This window comes from Roseomonas sp. TAS13, assembly GCF_001950415.1.
Lineage (GTDB): Bacteria > Pseudomonadota > Alphaproteobacteria > Acetobacterales > Acetobacteraceae > Roseomonas > Roseomonas mucosa.
In genome coordinates, this window is the sequence record NZ_BDLP01000001.1 from 26,257 (window position 1) to 42,875 (window position 16,619).

The 16,619-nt window shown below is 59.6% G+C and carries 18 protein-coding genes; 2 read left to right on the top strand and 16 right to left on the bottom strand.

What is annotated here, in order from left to right; genetic code table 11:
* Position 1: 1 nt before the first annotated feature.
* Entirely contained in the window at positions 2 to 1,084 is a 1,083-nt protein-coding gene (locus ROTAS13_RS00165) for an LLM class oxidoreductase (protein WP_252571020.1), read from the bottom strand.
* Between the two features lie 67 nt (positions 1,085 to 1,151).
* Here ROTAS13_RS00165 and ROTAS13_RS00170 point away from each other — a divergent pair, with 67 nt between their 5' ends.
* The gene (locus ROTAS13_RS00170) at positions 1,152 to 2,060 is read left to right on the top strand and encodes a LysR family transcriptional regulator (protein WP_075821195.1); all 909 of its coding nucleotides are present in this window, start codon (positions 1,152 to 1,154) and stop codon (positions 2,058 to 2,060) included.
* Positions 2,061 to 2,273: 213 nt separating this feature from the next.
* Positions 2,274 to 2,639: a hypothetical protein gene (locus tag ROTAS13_RS25935; RefSeq protein ID WP_075821196.1), complete on the top strand. Its 366-nt coding sequence runs from the start codon at positions 2,274 to 2,276 to the stop codon at positions 2,637 to 2,639.
* Positions 2,640 to 2,871: 232 nt separating this feature from the next.
* Here ROTAS13_RS25935 and ROTAS13_RS00180 read toward each other — a convergent pair whose 3' ends face one another.
* The 15 genes from ROTAS13_RS00180 to ROTAS13_RS00245 all read right to left on the bottom strand — a co-directional run bounded on the left by ROTAS13_RS00180 (position 2,872) and on the right by ROTAS13_RS00245 (position 16,177).
* A complete protein-coding gene (locus ROTAS13_RS00180) occupies positions 2,872 to 3,648 on the bottom strand; it encodes an SDR family NAD(P)-dependent oxidoreductase (protein WP_075821197.1) in 777 nt (258 codons plus the stop codon).
* A 64-nt stretch (positions 3,649 to 3,712) separates the two neighbouring features.
* On the bottom strand, positions 3,713 to 4,990 hold the full coding sequence (locus ROTAS13_RS00185) for a VCBS repeat-containing protein (RefSeq protein WP_075821198.1): 1,278 nt from the start codon (positions 4,988 to 4,990) through the stop codon (positions 3,713 to 3,715).
* A gap of 4 nt (positions 4,991 to 4,994) precedes the next feature.
* Positions 4,995 to 5,696: a glutathione S-transferase family protein gene (locus ROTAS13_RS00190; protein ID WP_075821199.1), complete on the bottom strand. Its 702-nt coding sequence runs from the start codon at positions 5,694 to 5,696 to the stop codon at positions 4,995 to 4,997.
* 225 nt (positions 5,697 to 5,921) lie between these two features.
* On the bottom strand, positions 5,922 to 6,677 hold the full coding sequence (locus ROTAS13_RS00195) for an IclR family transcriptional regulator (RefSeq protein ID WP_252571016.1): 756 nt from the start codon (positions 6,675 to 6,677) through the stop codon (positions 5,922 to 5,924).
* A 44-nt stretch (positions 6,678 to 6,721) separates the two neighbouring features.
* Positions 6,722 to 7,510 carry a hypothetical protein gene (locus ROTAS13_RS25940; protein ID WP_139323229.1) on the bottom strand — a complete coding sequence of 263 codons (789 nt, stop codon included), beginning with the start codon at positions 7,508 to 7,510 and terminating at the stop codon, positions 6,722 to 6,724.
* A 114-nt stretch (positions 7,511 to 7,624) separates the two neighbouring features.
* Positions 7,625 to 8,803, bottom strand: a complete 1,179-nt coding sequence (gene wecB, locus ROTAS13_RS00200) for a non-hydrolyzing UDP-N-acetylglucosamine 2-epimerase (protein ID WP_371329167.1) — start codon at positions 8,801 to 8,803, stop codon at positions 7,625 to 7,627.
* Positions 8,804 to 9,189: 386 nt separating this feature from the next.
* Entirely contained in the window at positions 9,190 to 11,253 is a 2,064-nt protein-coding gene (locus ROTAS13_RS28540; protein ID WP_075821202.1) for a relaxase/mobilization nuclease domain-containing protein, read from the bottom strand.
* Positions 11,254 to 11,566: 313 nt separating this feature from the next.
* Positions 11,567 to 12,490: a lytic transglycosylase domain-containing protein gene (locus ROTAS13_RS00210; protein ID WP_075821203.1), complete on the bottom strand. Its 924-nt coding sequence runs from the start codon at positions 12,488 to 12,490 to the stop codon at positions 11,567 to 11,569.
* 5 nt (positions 12,491 to 12,495) lie between these two features.
* A complete protein-coding gene (locus ROTAS13_RS00215) occupies positions 12,496 to 12,831 on the bottom strand; it encodes a DUF736 domain-containing protein (RefSeq protein ID WP_035747012.1) in 336 nt (111 codons plus the stop codon).
* Positions 12,832 to 12,899: 68 nt separating this feature from the next.
* Positions 12,900 to 13,457 carry a S26 family signal peptidase gene (locus tag ROTAS13_RS00220; RefSeq protein WP_075821204.1) on the bottom strand — a complete coding sequence of 186 codons (558 nt, stop codon included), beginning with the start codon at positions 13,455 to 13,457 and terminating at the stop codon, positions 12,900 to 12,902.
* Positions 13,454 to 13,972 carry a DUF2840 domain-containing protein gene (locus ROTAS13_RS00225; RefSeq protein WP_030540742.1) on the bottom strand — a complete coding sequence of 173 codons (519 nt, stop codon included), beginning with the start codon at positions 13,970 to 13,972 and terminating at the stop codon, positions 13,454 to 13,456. The genes ROTAS13_RS00220 and ROTAS13_RS00225 overlap by 4 nt, the downstream gene beginning before the upstream one ends.
* Positions 13,969 to 14,223, bottom strand: a complete 255-nt coding sequence (locus ROTAS13_RS00230) for a hypothetical protein (protein ID WP_075821205.1) — start codon at positions 14,221 to 14,223, stop codon at positions 13,969 to 13,971. The genes ROTAS13_RS00225 and ROTAS13_RS00230 overlap by 4 nt, the downstream gene beginning before the upstream one ends.
* Positions 14,220 to 14,873: a ParA family partition ATPase gene (gene parA / locus ROTAS13_RS00235; protein ID WP_075821206.1), complete on the bottom strand. Its 654-nt coding sequence runs from the start codon at positions 14,871 to 14,873 to the stop codon at positions 14,220 to 14,222. The genes ROTAS13_RS00230 and parA overlap by 4 nt, the downstream gene beginning before the upstream one ends.
* On the bottom strand, positions 14,870 to 15,904 hold the full coding sequence (locus tag ROTAS13_RS00240; protein ID WP_075821207.1) for a replication initiator protein A: 1,035 nt from the start codon (positions 15,902 to 15,904) through the stop codon (positions 14,870 to 14,872). The genes parA and ROTAS13_RS00240 overlap by 4 nt, the downstream gene beginning before the upstream one ends.
* The gene (locus ROTAS13_RS00245) at positions 15,905 to 16,177 is read right to left on the bottom strand and encodes an AlpA family transcriptional regulator (protein WP_171058686.1); all 273 of its coding nucleotides are present in this window, start codon (positions 16,175 to 16,177) and stop codon (positions 15,905 to 15,907) included.
* Positions 16,178 to 16,619: the final 442 nt, after the last annotated feature.

The window sequence follows — 16,619 nt, forward strand, 5'->3', positions numbered from 1 at the left end:
GTCAGGTTCCTTTCACGCCGGCCGCGTCGCGCTCCGGTGCCGTGTTTTCGAGTGACGGTGCCGGGAGCGCGCCGTGGGCGAGGTCGGGAAGAACCTCTCGGGCAAGCTCGTCGATCACTTCCGGCAGCGGCCGACGGGAGGGCCGCAGCAACACGGCCAGATGATCGACACCCGCGCCATGAAGCTCATTAAGGTGGTCGAGGAAGGGTTTGCGGCCGATCCGAGCGCCGAACCGGCGGGGCGTCGGCAACTCGTCGGGATCGTCAGCGAGGTCCAGATGAAAGGCGCTGATGAAGACGCCGCGATCGAGGTCAGCCGCGTGCCGAAGCCGCCGGAAATCTGCGGCCTGCTCTGCTGTTCGATCCACGCCACCCGGATAGACAAAACGTCCATCCATATTGGACGCGATCCACTCGTGGGATTGCTGGCCGTTGCCGGCAATGATCGTCGGAATGGTTTGGTGGCTGGGCTTAGGCAGCAGGTCGAGTTCGGCGGCTTTGCGTCCGTCGCCAAGAGGCAAGCCGCCGTCCTTCCAGACGTCGCGCATATAGGCGAGGCTCTGGCGAAAGGTCTCGCCACGCCCCTCGAAGTCGAGACCGAGCAGCGGATACTCCACCGGACGGTCGCCTGAGGCGAGGCCGAGGATCAGCCTGCCACAAGACAGGCGATCGACCGACGCGGCCGCCTTCGCCACCATCATGGGATGGCGGAGCGGCAGGACGATGCCCGCCGTGCCGAGCGCGACATGCTTCGTGATCCCGGCGAGGAAGCCGAGATTGACGAAGGGATCGTAGATGGAACCCGCGTCGCCGAAGTTTCGCGGATCGAACAGCGGAACGTCGCGCATCCAGACTGCCGCAAATCCTGAGGCGTCGATCTGCCGGACCAACTCCGGGTAACGGGACAGATCAGGCACGCCGTGTGGGCGTCCGTCCGCGACACGGCGCGCTTCGCCTTCCGGCGACCAATCGTTATCGAGCGGCAGTTCGATGCCCAGCGTCAGCTGGCCGGGACGATTAATCAGATCGAGTGCGGTTGCGGAGCGGGAGTGGGTATCCATTCTCGCACCGTAACTGCTCGCCATTCACTAGATAATCCGCTATTATGGAACGTCACTCGTGAAATCAATTCGTGAGTAAGGATGAACGGATATGAATAACCGCGCTGGAGAGATGGAGGTGTTCGTCGAGGCCGTGGATCGCGGCAGCTTTGCCGGGGCAAGTCGAGCGCTTGGCCTGTCGCCCTCGGCTGTCAGCAAGGTTGTTGGGCGCATCGAAACCCGACTTGGGACAAACCTGCTGATCCGTTCAACCCGCTCGCTCAGTTTGACCCAGGAAGGCGAGATCTATCTGCGGCGTGCCCGCAATGTGCTGGCCGAGATTGACGATACGGAGCGCAGCATCACCTCGGGATCGTGCTCCACCCCGCACGGCCTGCTTAGGGTCAACGCCTCGGTGCCGATTGCGCACTGCGCAATAACACCACTGCTGCCCGCTTTCCTCGCCCGCTTCCCGAAGATCGAAATCGACCTTTCGCTCGATGACGGCATGGTCGATCTGATCGAGAACCGCACCGATGTGGCGATCCGCGTCGGACCGCTACAAGATTCCGGTCTTAAAGCCCGAAAGCTATTGGAAAGCCGTTATGCCGTCGTTGCCGCTCCGTCTTATCTGGAAAGCGCTCCGCCACTGCGAACGCCGGCCGACATCGCCCAGCATCAGTGTATCGGCTTCAACTTCCGGCGCTCGATGCACGAATGGCCGTTCCGTCAACGTGAAGGCGATACTATGACCTACGCCCCGCTTCGCGGGCGGATGCGGGTCAACAATGGCGAAACCGTCCGGAGGCTTGCACTCGCCGGCATGGGGCTGGCCCGCTTGGCCCGCTACCATATCGAACCGGACATCGAAGCGGGGGCGCTACTTCCTGTGCTTGAGGACTTTAATCCGGGAGATATCGAACCCGTTAGCGCCGTCTATGTCGGCCACGAACATCTTGCTGGACGTATCCGCGCATTCGTGGATTTCCTCTCCGATCAACTCGGGGGACAAATGTCTTGACGAGGTGAATCTCCCCTTGGATTACGACGACCATATATTTCTTCAGATAGGCAATGGCACAGTCACCGAGGACATTCGATGAGCTATAATGCAGTTCTTCAGCGATGTTGAAAAGAACAAAACTTTCAACGTGTTTGCATGTTTTCGTTTTTAGCTTCGATCTGCATAATGAGGTTCTTTCGTTCTATTAACAATTCAGAACTGGAGACCCTTATGCCCTTTACCCCATCACGTGAAGCATTCGACCATGTTGCATTTGTCACGAGCGAGCGCCCGCCAAACGCTGTTCGTGTGGAAGAAAACAAGGTGTGGATATCCAGTCCACGAGAACATCCGTTCAATATCGAGTTCATGTTTTATGACGCTGATAGTCCTGCTCCAGAAGCAGTGAGAACCAAACCCCACGTGGCTTATCGGACTACCGATCTTGAAGAGGCGATGCGGGGCTACAAAGTGGTACAGCCTCCGTTCGATCCATCTGGGGTGGGGTTTGTCAAAGTCGCCTTTATAGAAGCTGAGGGCGTATTGATTGAGCTGATGGAATATCGCGATCCTGATGAAACTGGCTGGTTCACCTGAGCGAAACTTATTTGTTGTCACAATGTGGCCACTGGAAGCCGTCGCTACGGAGGAGTATCGACGGCTTCCAAGCGAATGTCACTAAGAAATGATCTAACCACGGCTTCATAGGGTTGCGCTCGTTGGCGAAGATTGGCGAGCGTGGAATTCGGCTCCATTGGAAGTCACGAGTACTTGGTCAGCAAACTAAAATTCGTATGCCTGCATTTCTTGCTGCCCATTTTTATGGCTTTCACACAACGTTGCGGATGAGTCCCCCATCGACGCGCAATGCGGAACCTGTTGTCGCTGCCGCCTGATGCGACGAGAGATAGACCGCAAGGTTCGCTACTTCCCGAGGTTCTGCGAGCCTGCGCAGAAGCGACGAAGGACGATAGGTTTCCATGAAGATCTTCCCAGCATCGGAAGTATGCCCTACGAGATCACGTACGAACTGCCCTACGCCTTCACTACGAGTTGGGCCTGGCAAAATGCTGTTCACTGTGACACCGCTTCCGGCCGTTGCCTCGGCGAATCCCCGTGCCACTGCCAGTTGGGCAAGCTTCGTCATCCCGTAGTGAACCATCTCGACCGGAATTTGCAGGGCGGACTCACTTGAGACAAATACCACGCGCCCCCAACCTCTATTCATCATCATTGGAATATGGTGCCGGCTCAGCCGAACACCGCTCATGACATTGACGGCGAAGAAGCGCTCCCATTCAACATCCGTGATATCGAAGACGGGGCGCGGGGCAAAGATCCCAAGGTTGTTGATCAAAATATCTACATCAGGGACCGCAGCAATCAGAGCGTCGCAGCCTTCCGGCGTACCTGCATCCGCTATCACTCCCCGCACGAGCTTCCCTGTCTCCGCCAGCTTTTCAACGGCGGCTTGTAGCCGGCTCGCCGAGCGACCATTGATTATCACTTCCGCACCTGCCGTAAGAAGTCCTTCTGCCACCGCGAAACCGATCCCTGCGGTTGAGCCGCTTAACAAAGCCACCTTTCCTTGCAGATCTACTTTCATGCTCTGTCCTTCCACGTTGTCGCTGCCACACCGCAAACATTGACTGCTGTTCGTCTGGGCCGTTTTATTGATCCGTAGATAGTGTCCGATTGCGGTAGACAATGAGCTTAGGGTTTTCGGCTTCGAAGTAATTTTGTATCGAATATCCGATAGTGGCAAAGTCGCGTCCGCCATCACCGCCAAAATCGCCGAGAGCAATTCGCGCGACGGACTCGGTGCCGATCCGCCATTTTGTGAATATGCCGTTCTTCAAATCGACGGGTTTGTAGTAGATTACGCCTTGCCATGGCTGGGGTCCGCGCAGACCCACTAGAAACTCGTCGTCACCATCGCCATCAAAATCGGCACAAACGACGCAATGTCCTGGACTTTCTCCAGCGACATTAGGATCGCTGTAAATGTCGAGCAGATGCCTGGACCATTCTGGTCCTCCGTCGGAACCCTTGTCCGACTTGACGTACACGACTACAGTATTCCCATGAAACGGCTCTATCGCTGCGACGTATGCGAACGGATTTTCGCCTACACGTCCGACGTCGGCGTCGCCACTTCCTTTGAATTTTGTTTGCGTAATTTGGCTGTATTCACCCTCACCAATCCGAGTTTTTACCCATTCGCGTTCGGTTTGATCATAGTGCAACCAAGTCACGCCTTCGTCGGATGCTATCAGAAGCGAATCCAGCCTTGAACCGTCAACGAGATTGGCCTTCTTCTCCACACCATGGACGAACCGAAAGTAACTATCGTCAACAATAGTCATCGGCCAACATTCTGCATCTTTCACGTTATCCGGTTGCGTGAAGAGGACGACGCTTACAACGCCATGCATATCCTGCGGGGAAACGATCGGAAATCCAACGATTTCAAGTCGCTCTGTCTGCGTGAAATAACCTATCCTGAGACGATGCATCGCTGGCAGATGCCCCACGTAGTGACGCCGCCATCGCTCGCCGGCAACTCCAGCGGCGCCAGGGTTTTCAAGCCAGTCGATCTTCCCGCCATCGGGTGCGGGATCACGGAATGTGCCGCTTTCGCCATAAAGGTCATAGCAGACAACCAAATCGGGGTAGCCGTTTCCAGAAATGTCTGCACTGTCCATACCCACGGGCATTTTAACTCCGTCGATCAGGAGTTTACGATCCCAGCTTACGCCGGTATCACCGCAAAGGTTTCGATATGCATAGATCTCAGCCAGCGACATACCGTAACCCACCAAGTCGGTTCGCCCATCGAGGTCAAGGTCGAGCGCCTCAACCCAATAAGCTGACCGCAAATGTTCAGCCACAACTTCCGCTTCGAATAATGGTGGTGATATCCTCGGCTCTTTCACGTCGTTGGCCATCGTATTACTCCATCGATCGCGTTTGTTTTTCGTCATTTTTGAAGTGAGTTTCTGGCGAAGGGAAACCTTTGATCTCGATCTCTTCGGCATCAAGTGCTTCGACGACCGCTGGGCGTTCCAGCATTGTGGAGGTCAATTGCTTCCAACGCCGGAAATCGCTCATATCGATACCGATCTCCAACCCCCACCGATAAAATACGAGGAGGAACGGGTCTATGACACCAAGATCGTTACCCTTGAAGTAAGCGCTTCCCGGGGAGATAGCGCGTTCGATCTCCCCAAAAAACGTCTCCAACCTCCGTTCTGCGAACGCACGTATCGGTGGATATAGCTCTTCACTATCGATGATATGTTCCGGCCTGTACACGCCGCCAATCGATCGAAGAACTGTTGTTGCCAACCAAGCGAGCCATTCGTACGTTCGAGCGCGCTCGTCAGAACCTATAGGCGGAAGCCATTGCTTTTCGGGCGCGGTTTCTGCCAAGTGAAGAGCGATCGCGACCGACTCCGTCAAAGTGCAACTATCAGTCGACAGAACCGGAACCAACCCACGCGCCGTAACCTTGAGAAACTCGGGCGTTTTGTAGTTCTTGTGTACATTTTCTGCGACGGTAACCCGGATGACTTCGAAGGGCTCTCCAAGCTCACAAAGCAGAATGTGCGGAGCAAGAGCGATCGTACCGGGAGAATAGTATAGCTTGCGCATATACATACTCCTTATTCGCCAGTTGAAATATAGCGTCCCATAATCCCAGAAACGTTCATAAGAACTTTGATAGGATAATGTAATCGCTCATAAGATGTGAACTATATTCAGGATATCGTCAATAAATGTTGGCTGAGCGAAGATTATTTCGCCGTATTTTCAACGATGTTGAAGGCCAATTGAGGAGGTGGGCTCTGACTTATCCGAATGCAATATGCAGAACGCTCAAGCTCTCATTGATGCGTCATTTCTCCACCAGCCCTCTTTAACACGTTTGATAAGGCTGACTTCCTGCATCATAGTCCAGGCAAGGCCTGCGAGAACCTCACGACTCAAACGAGACGACGGGCCGCTCAAGCCGAAGCTTGCGCGTACTTGACCATTTTCATAGAACGGAACGGCAACACAGCTTTGACCTGGTTGGTGGCTGTCGATGTCGAGGCCATAACCGCGCTTCACGACAGATTCGATCTCATCGCATATACAGGGTCCGAGCGCGTCGGCTCTCGTAGCCATCACACGGTTGCGCAGTCCTGGCATGAATGCGAGAAACACAAGGCCGATAGCTGATCCTTCCAATCGCTCTCGCTTCCCAACCGGGCTTCCGACCTTCAGCGCTTGAGGGGATTCGATGGCGTCAAGGTAGTACACCTCGTCGCCACTGGGGACCGCGAGGTAGACAGTCTCAGAAACCTTGTTGGCTATGTTTTCCAGCGTCGGCCGTAATCTTGTTCGCAAGCTGTTGTCATCGCCGATGATACGCGCGAGATTAAGGACTCGATCGCCCAAATGATACTTTACATCACCAATGCCACGCCGCACATAACCGAGCGATTCCAGCGTCGCCAGGATGTTATGGGCTGTTGTGCTGCGAATTGACGCCTTCTCTGCAATATACTGCAATCGAGCGCTACCACCTTCGCGTGCGATGATTTCCAGCAGTGCCGCAGCGCGCTCTATGGACTGGATTGTTTTCCGCACGCGCAATAGCCTCTCTCGCTAACAGGCCCTCGACGCAAGATTGATTATCGTTCAGGATTCAATGATAGCACATTGCGCAAAGGGCTTGAAGCCTGCGGGTGGGCCATAGCTTCTGGAAGATGAAACTCAATCGCCATCCAAGCGCAATCTGTTTCGGCATAGTATTGGTGCCACGGATAGATAAACGTGCCGGATTCGTCTCTGGCGCAGTTGAAGAACGGCTGAGTAAATCCGGGAGCCATAATTATTTCTTCGTATAAGCTATCGGGGGACTCGCTGTTGAATTTTTGCATTCTGCCTATTCCATAAATCTGTAGATGCGTCTCGACAAAGGAATGATCGCGGTGAATTAAGCAATCTGTACCAGCCGGTGCAAACCAGAAGTTGACCTTCACCTCGAAAGACGTAGTCGCCCTCTTCATTTTGCTCGTCACGCCAAGCAGGGCCTCATTACAATGAAATAATCCAACGCTATCCTGACTGGATCTGAACAACGGTGTCTTTAGCAGATCGTGGGAGGGCGTCGTGACCAAGTCGGCGTAACGCATCCAGCCGAGATCATCGACTACGCCGTCCATCGTGATATTATCGCGGACGGAAATTTCGATCATCTTCTGGATGTTCTGAACCTTTGCATCAGCCAAAATAGTCGATCGGAGTGATTGAACAGATTGCGGCTTATCATCCATAATAATAACATCTTCATTGCCGAGATTTATCACTATACTACGGCCGTTTATTTGCCATTCGGCTTCATTTTCGACGAGAATAGCCGATATTGCAGTGCTTGAAAACGTCAGTGGACGACGGTTGACTGCGCTGGTAATATTCATATGGCTTGCCCTTACATCATAGACGCCCCGGTGTCGTTGGCTCCGAAGAGGCCGGTCCTGGCGCAAGCCCAAATTTGGTCCACGCGCCTGAACCTTTCCATCAATCGAGCCAGATCAGCTTGCCAGCCGGACCCTGGTATTTTCTCTTTCTTTGATATTGAGGAATTCGCTAATTGCTTCGACGACGCGCCCAGTCGCGTTTCCATCGCCATAGGCACTGACGCGTTGAGCCATCCGCTCATATTCCTCTGGGTTCTCAAGCAGGTTAGTGACTTCCCCAACAATGCGGGCGGTGTCGCGTCCAACCAGCTTCGCCGTGCCGGCCTCAACGGCCTCGGGTCGTTCCGTCACGTCGCGCAAGACAAGAGTGGGCTTGCCGAGAGACGGGCCTTCCTCCTCTGCGCCACTGCTGTCGGAAATGATGATATCCGCTCGGAGCATCAAGCGGCAAAAGCTGCGGTATGGCAGCGGATCAACTAGCGTGATGTTTGGAATGCCGGTCAACGCCGGGACCATCACATCTCGAACCGCTAGGTTCTTGTGCAACGGGACAACTATGCGGACTCGGTCATTGGCGGCGATCTCCACGAGTGCCGCCGCGATTGCGCGCATTGGTGTTCCCCATGTCTCACGCCTATGGGCTGACGCAACCACGACGCGGCGCTGATCGGTCATCAAATCGGCAAGGGCCGGATCTTCAAACACGGGTGCATTCGCTGCGGCCCAATGGAGGGCGTCAACCACCGTATTTCCAGTGATCTTCACCCGGCACTCACATGCCCCTTCACGAATAAGGTTGGCGCTACTCCTGATCGTCGGCGCTAGATGCAAATCGGTGATCTGGGCAACGAGGCGGCGGTTTGCTTCCTCGGGAAACGGCGATCTGATGTTGCCGCTCCGTAGGCCAGCTTCCAAATGTATGACCGGGATTCCATGCTGGAATGCGGCCAGGGCGCCAGCTAACGTACTGGCGGTATCGCCGTGAACGACAACGGCATCGGCTGACAGGTCATCGATCCGAGCAGACAATGCTTCGATGATCCTATGCGTAACCTGTGATAACGTCTGGCGAGGCTGCATAACATTGAGGTCGATGTCTGGCGTGATGCCGAACTCGTCCAGCGTCGTATCGAGCATCTCACGATGCTGCCCGGTAGATACGACTATGGGCTGAAATCTGCCATCGCTCTTCAGCCTGTTTATAACCGGCGCACATTTGATAGCTTCAGGCCTGGTCCCGAATATGAACGCAATTCGACGCATGTTTATTGCTCCTTCTGGTTGGATAGGCATCTCCTCCCCAAGAAACTATACTCCAATAATTGCACACGATTCACCGACTGCCACCCATCATACAGATGGCATCAAATATATCGTCTCGTTTTCACATAAATAATATTTAATCAATCGCCTGTAAGATCCACTAACGGCGATACTTATTATGAAACGCCTTTCGTATTTGACGGCGTATCACATTAAATATTATCAACATCTATAGCACACGCCTAACGGATATGTAATCAGCTTTTGGGTAAGATCGGGGACTACGCTTAAAAATTCAACAATGTTGAAGTGCTATGAGAATTGCGAGGAGCTCAAGCGGGCAGCTACGCAGGCTAGGTCGGAGATTGATTGTAGCCTTGCGCGCGCGGCGCAAATCGAGGCGAAATTGGTGAGTGCTATAGCTCCAATCCCCGCTGTCGCCCCAACTGCCACGATACCGAACCGCCCTGAACGGTGCCCGCGACTTCACGGCCGAGCTGGCGGTCGATGACTGGCCGCCAAGGAACGAGCGTGAACTCGTGGCTCTTCTCCACCAAGGCGAATTTGCCGCTCGATAGCTGCACGGTGCCGGTGAACTTGCCGCTGATCTTCTCGCCGTCCGCAGCAGCGCGAAACGGCAGCGCCTTGCTCTCGGCCATCTCCGCGCCGACGCGGGCGACTTCGCGCTCGCGCAGCGTTGCAAGCAGGCTGCGCCGATAGAAGATGCGACCATCCCGCGCGCGGCCGGCGTCACCCTGTTCGATATGATGCTCGCGGCGCTGGTCCATCGCCTCGCGGACCTGTTGCCCGAAACCGGCCGGAGCAAGATCCGATGCGTCAGGCGTCACCAGCCGCCGGTCGAGCCAGGTCGCGCCATCCGAACCGATCTGGCTTTCCAGATCGAAGGCCGAGATGACGCGGACGCTGGCCTGCCGGTTTCGACCTGCATCGTAGGCGGTGGCGCGGCTCTCGAAATCCTCCGGGATGCGCCATTGATCGGGGTCGATCCGCTCGGCGATCCCGGCGCGGCGCAGCGCCTCCAGCCGGCGCACATGGGCATCGACAAAGCCCTCATAGTCACCGCCCGGAACGCGACCCTCGAACTTCGCCTGCTCCAAATGACGGCTCGGCCGATAGATGCCGTCCACGGCGAAGGCGGCGATGGCGCGGTCGGACGGACGGCTTACGATGTCAGGCGGGCCGATCTCGATGATGCTGCCGATGCGGGCGTCCTCGATGCGGGCCGGGTCGATGCCCGGAACATGGTGGGTGCGCCCGTCGATCCCATCCACCACCACGGTCAGGTTCTCGCCCATCTCATCGGTGAGATACTTGTCCACGACGCGGCCGACGATGGGCGTCTCGGGCGCGGCATCATAAAGCTGGAAGGTCATGGGATCGCGCTCCAGCCCATCGGCCTTCAGCGCCTTGTGCACATTGCGGATGACGTCGCCACGCTCGCCCAGCTCGCGCAAGGTCGGCTCCATGCGCTCGCTCAACTCCCAGACGCCCGGCGCGTGTTCGGTGGCGAGGCCCATCTGCTCCAGCTTACCCAGGCGGCGCAGGCGTAGCGTCCGGTCGAACTGCCGACGCGGATCGTCGGGTTCATGGCGCAGGTCGATGAAGCGTTCATCGGCCTCCTCGGTCATCGCCCGGTCAATGCGGGTGAAGCGGTCCTGATCGACTTCGGCCGAGAGCTTGCGGGTCTGCTCGATCTCGGTGACGGGACCAAGCTCCAGCGTGGTCAACTCGCTCGCCCGCTCGCGAATACCATTAGCGAGATAGTCGCCGTTGATGACCAGATTCTCGCCGAGATCATCCTTGCCCCGGACGATGACATGCACATGGGGATGGCCGGTATTGTAGTGATTGACCGCCACCCAATCGAGCTTGGTGCCGAGATCGCCTTCGATCTTTTTCATCAGGTCGCGGGTGTGTTCGGTGAGGTTGGAGAGATCAGCGCCGTCCTCTGGAGAAACGATGAACCTGAACTGGTGGCGATCGTCCTTGCCACGCTCGACAAAGGCATCGCCGTCGGCGCGATCGTCGGTGGCGGAATAGAGCTGGCCGCGCTCGCCATCACGCGAGGTTCCGTCACGCTGGATGTAGCGCAGATGGGCGGCAGCCTTGCCGTTCTTGCCGGCCTGCTGGACGTAGCGGGTTTTCACGACGACGCGGCGCATTCCCGGCGCGCTGTGCTTCCAGCCGCCGGACAAGGTGCGCGCGCGAACGAAGGCCGCGCCGCGCCCACGCTTGAGGCCCGGCCCGGTGCTCGACCGAGATGCCTTGCCGCCCTTGGTAGTGGCTGACGATCTGGAGCGTGGCGAGGATGACGCGGATGACCGCGACGGGCTGTTGCTGTGCTGCCGCGCCAGCTTCTTCGCTTGCGTAAGAAAGCTCTTGGCCTTGCCGAGCTTGGGCGTGTCGGCGCGGATGCGGCCGGGCTTCGGCCGGAAGCGGTTCTCGTCGTTGGCGCTCATGGCTGCGCCTCCGGCCAAAATCGTGGAAAATCGGGCATTCGGCGGCCATGGTGCCGGTCGAAATCCAGCAAAGCCAAGGCTTTGCGCCTAGTCACGGCTCGCGCCGTCCAAAAACGGGGTGCCGCTCGCGGCTCCCCTAACCAGTGTGCAGACAACAACAATTTCGAGAACATGGGCGACGTGGTGCCATGTTCCTTTATCTTGCCCTCCGCCTTTATTGCCCTTTCCGCCCTTCCTGCCGATAATCCAGCCAGGCGAAACCCCGCATGACTGGACACCGGACCGGATCGCGCCGAGCGCGCGAACGCCGTCCTCATGGCGCTCCCACGTCGTCGGCGCGGGCCACGAAAATGCTGCCGGACGGCGGCTCCGTATCGGCGGCATCGCGCACCGGAACGGTCGCGCGGATATCGCCGGATTGCGCTTCGGATGACGGCGTGGCGGCAGTCCGCATGTCGGTCGAGCGTATGACGAACAGCGGAGCCGCGCGCCAATCGGGCGGCGGTGGCTGCGCTGGCGCGGGTGTTTCACTCCCGGCCGAGCCGCCCAGAACCGGCGCAAGCGCGGCGACATAGGCGCGCGTCTCGGCGGGCAAGGCGCGGCCTGTCGTGCGATGTTCGTCGTAGCGGCCGGGACCGGCATTGTATGCCGCGAGCATCGCGGCGACATTGCCGTAGCGGTCCCACATTTCGCGCAGATAAGCCGCGCCCGCCATGATGTTGTCGCGTGGATCGTAGGGATCGCGGCCGAGGCCATGACGGGCGCGCAGGCTCGCCCAGGTGTCGGGCATGACCTGCATCAATCCCATCGCTCCGGCTGACGAGATTGCGCGCACGTCGCCCGCGCTCTCGGCGCGCAGCACGGCGCGAATCCAGTGTTCGGGAACGCCGAAACGCTGCGCGGCTTCGGTGATGAAGCCGGCATAGGGATCGGCCGAATTCGCGCGCGCGACGGGTGTAGCCTGTGCCGACACGGCGACCGGACAGGCTGCGACCGCGAGCACGCCAGCCAGCAGCAGACCGGCATATCGCGCGATCTCCCTGCCTCCGTTCGACCTCCAGCCTGCCTGCGTGCTCGCTGCGGTCAAGGGCAAGGCGCGAGCGCCGGCCAGAGGCCGCCCCTGACCTTCGCTGCGCGCGCCGGCCGTCCGGTGGCCGAGCGGGACGACGGGATGAGACGGCTTTTCCGCGAACAACGGGATGAGGGTTTTGAGCGCGGGGATGACGCGATAGCGCATGGCTTTCAGTCCCGCCCGCCGCGCGGCTTCGGGCGGCTCCAGTGCAGCGACCAGGCTGTCTTATCGTTGCTGTTCTGAAAGAGGTTGGCGCGGATCGGCTGCGGCAAGGCGGGATCGTCGATCACCAGCGAAATGTAATCGCCGGCCTTTTCGCCGACTTCCTTCCAGCCCGCACCGACCTCCGGGCCATCTTCGGCCCCGTGAAGGACGCGATAGGCGGGCGCGTTCTCCGCATCCGATGGTTCGGCGGGAACAATGGTCAGTTCGCGGTAAAGGGTGAGCGTATGAACACGGCCCACGAAGGTTTCATTTTCGGCGGTGAATTGACCGATCTGTGGCACGACAGTCTCCTTGGCGGTGAGGTTGAAAAGACCATCGGCGGGCACCGCTACCGCTGATGGGAAAGCGGTCATTGCGGCATTGCGCTGGTCTGGGCGCGCCATTCGTAGCGGCCGTCGCCTTCCTCATCGGTCCAGAGCGGGAGCGCCCGGCCGATGACGGAACTTGCGGGGATAGGTCCGAAGTAACGGCCGTCCAGGCTGTTACGGACCTCCCAATTCATGAGGAAGATTTCGCCGTCGCCGATGACGCGGCAGCCCTGCCAGACGGGCAGTTCGCGGCCGATCCGGTCACGCTCCAGCGCTTCGCCCATCTCCACGCCATCGACGGTGATCGTGGATCGCGAACGGCAAACCCGCTGTCCGGGCAGGCCAAGGACGCGCTTCAGGAGCGGCACGCCGTGCCCGACATAACCGCGCTCGACCATGAAGTCGGCGAGCGGTTCGGGCGGCATGACGGCGACCAGCTCGGGCACCTCGATCCGCTCGGCCGGTTCGATAGTATAGAAGCCGATGGGCGCGCTGGCCGTGGCGTTCCAGATCAGTTTCGTGGGCGTCGGGATGAACGCCGCGACGGCAACGCCCATCGCCGCGAAATAGGTCACCATGACGTAGCCGAACCGCGTCATGGCTCGATCCTCCGGCGATGGAGCCAGGCGGCGTGTCGTTCCGGCGTGTAGTCGCGCGGCTCCAGACCGGCGGTCAGGCGGTTGTGGACGTGCCGCCAGTGATCGGGCGCGGCGTCGGCCGGATCGAGGCCGAGCGCTTCCACTGCGTCGATGGCGGCCAGCGCGCGCTGCACTTTCGCCCAGCTATCGAGGCGGAGCAGGATGTCGCCGCCAGGGCGCACGAAGGGTAGCGTCTGGAACGGCTCGCCGCGGCCGATGGCGCGCACGATGTCGATGCGCGAAATCACCGTGCCATGCTCGCCGGCCGCCCAGCGGACGAAGGCGAAGACGCTTTCCGGCGCGAAGCCGACGAGGCTGCGGCGACGGTCGATGATCTGTTCGTAGCTCTTGCGGCCGAAGCGTATCCAGCGCTCGACCTTGCGCTTGTCGAAGGTCAGTTCGACCAATGTGGTGAAGGGCGCGGGACCGTCCGGCAACGGACGGCCGTGCAAGCGGCGGGCCGCGTTGCCGGTCATGTCGGATCTCCTTCGGAGGCGGGAAATTCACGCGCGAGCAGGTCGCGCAGCATGTCGGCGACGGTGATGCCGCGCCGGAAGGCCGCGACCTTGATGCGGCCGCGCAGCTCGGGCGTGATGTCGATCGTCAGGCGAGCGGTGAACGCCTCGCCTGCAACCTTGCTGGCGGACGGCGTGTCGGCAGCCTTGATCCAGCTATCGGGATTGCCCGGACGGGACGCGAAGCCGGGCTTGCGGGTGCGTCCGGTCATGTTGTGATCCTCCCGACGCGCAGCCGGTCGATCTCGGCGGCAAGCGCTGCGATCTCGCGCGTGGCCCGACTGTCGGCGTCGATCTCGGATGCGAGCCGGCCGGACTGCGCGGCATCGGCGAAGACGACGCGCTGGCCGATGGTTTGGCCAAGCAAGGGCGGATCGTGGTCGGCCAGCGTCTCGGCCGTCTCGCGGGCGATGACGGTGCGCGCGCCGCATCGGTTGAGGACGAAGCGGGCGGCAAGCTCTGGGCGGTAGATGCGCGCTTCCCTGAGAAGCGCCAGCATCTCGGCCGAGGCCCAGCCATCGAAAGGGGATGGTTGCACCGGGATCAGCACCAGATCGGTGGCCAGCAGCGCCGAGCGCATCAGAGCGGCGACACGCGGCGGCCCGTCGATGACGACGTGATCGGCGTCACGGGCCAGCTCCGGGGCCTCCCGGTGCAAGGTGTCGCGGGCCAGGCCGATGGTGCTGAACAGCTTTGGCAGCCCTTCGTGGCTGCGCGTCTGTGACCAGTCGAGCGCGGAGCCTTGTGGATCGGCGTCGATCAGGATGACGCGCCGTCCTTCAGCCGCCCAGGCTCCGGCGAGATGCAGCGCCAGCGTGGTCTTGCCAACACCGCCCTTCTGATTGAGGAACGCGACGATCATGGCGCACCTCGTCGGGCGAAACCGGCACTGGCACCACGGATCGCGTGCGCGCGCGTCAAAGAAGAAGAGTTAGATTCTTTGTTAGATTCTTCTATAGAGTCCGGCGCACGATTTGCGCCTAATGTCCCGATACTGCGTGCGCCTAATGTCCCGATAGGATTCACATGGTTATCCACAGGCACTGTGGATGGATTTTCGGGCTGAAAACGCAGCAGTTCGCGCCCGTCTTCCCATTCACTTTGGAGCAGGTAGCCGGGCAGAGATTGACGTGCCGCGATCCGGCGCAGGTCGAGCGCAAAGTCGGACGGCCGCGCCGCGCTGCCGGATTTCTGATGAAGGTGTGAGACCTCGAACGCCCAGCCGTCGGGCTGGCGTCCGGCGTGCTTGCGGGCGACGCGATAAAGCCAGCGCTCGATCCCGCCGGTCAGCCGGAAATAGGCCGGGTCGATGGTCAGGACCAGCGAGCGGTCGATGACGCTGTTGTAGAACCATTCGGGCAGGACGAACTCCATGCCCTCGACACGGCCGGCGCGCGTCGTCATTTCCTCCCACTCGTTGATCCATGAGAATTGCCGCCGCCGCCAATGCTTGCCGTTGCGGATGGTGGTGGCGATGACGGTGGATTGCAGGCGCGAGAGCGCGGCCTTGAGCAGCAGATAGTCGCGATTGCCAGTTGCCCGTCCTATCGAGCGCAATAGCTGATAGGGCATGAAGCGGAAGAAGCGCGATGTGGGAATGCCGTTGTTCTCGGCCGCGACGATCTGCGAGGCGGCCCAGATCAGAACATCGGCATCCCAGATCGTCGCCATGCCATGTTCGGGCATGGCGAAGACCTGCACCTCGACATCGGCGGCGCGGTAGAGGATCGGCGTGGTGCGGGGCCGCTTCGCCAACGAGAAGAACGGCCGCTCCATCAAATCGCGCTGGTCGCGCGGGGCGGCGTCGCCGGTCGCCACCACGAAGGGGTCCAGGCGGTTGCGCTCGCTGTCCTCGGTCGGCTGCGCGGGTCTGGGATCGTCGTCGCGCAGCATTTACAGCTCGTCCCGCTCTTGCGGCGTCAGCGGACGCGCGGGAAAGACCGTGCCGGCGTTTTCATCGCGGGTGGATTTGCGGGTGCCGATGGCGCTCCACGCTTCCAGATCGCGGACGGCATAGAGGACGCGACCGCCGATCTTGCGGTAGGTCGGGCCGGTGCCATAGGTGCGATGCTTCTCAAGGGTGCGGATGGACAAGCCGAGGAAGCGCGCGGCTTCCTGTGTGCGCAGCAGGCGCGGCGGCAGGTCCGCATTGGGGCGGATGGCCATGGAATCTCTCTCCGGTTCGTCAGACAGGCGGCTGTCGCAGCGACAGCGGGCTGTGGCGGACGATGGCGAGGGATCGGCGGCCTGTAGCGTGCCGCAGTTGCGCCTATGCGCTGGCGGCACCCCCTGACGGGTGATAGTCAGCCGGAAAAGGTGAGAGATTTCAGCGGCTCAATGCCCATCGCGCCAAATTGCCGAAGACATTCGCGCGCGGGTCGGCTAATAATGCGGGTGGAGCAGACGCGCTGCTCTGGGGCGTAGTAACCCCTGTTGACGGTTGGTGCCGGCCGTGACGGCACCACACTCCTTGACCCTATGGTCGGGGAGCCTGTGGCGTATGCAACAGGCTTTCCAGCTAAAGGCCATGGGGCCGTTCAACACGGTTACTAACTCCCCGATCACCAGGAGTCAGAGAGTTTTGTTTGCGGGGGCGCACCGCAAGCCA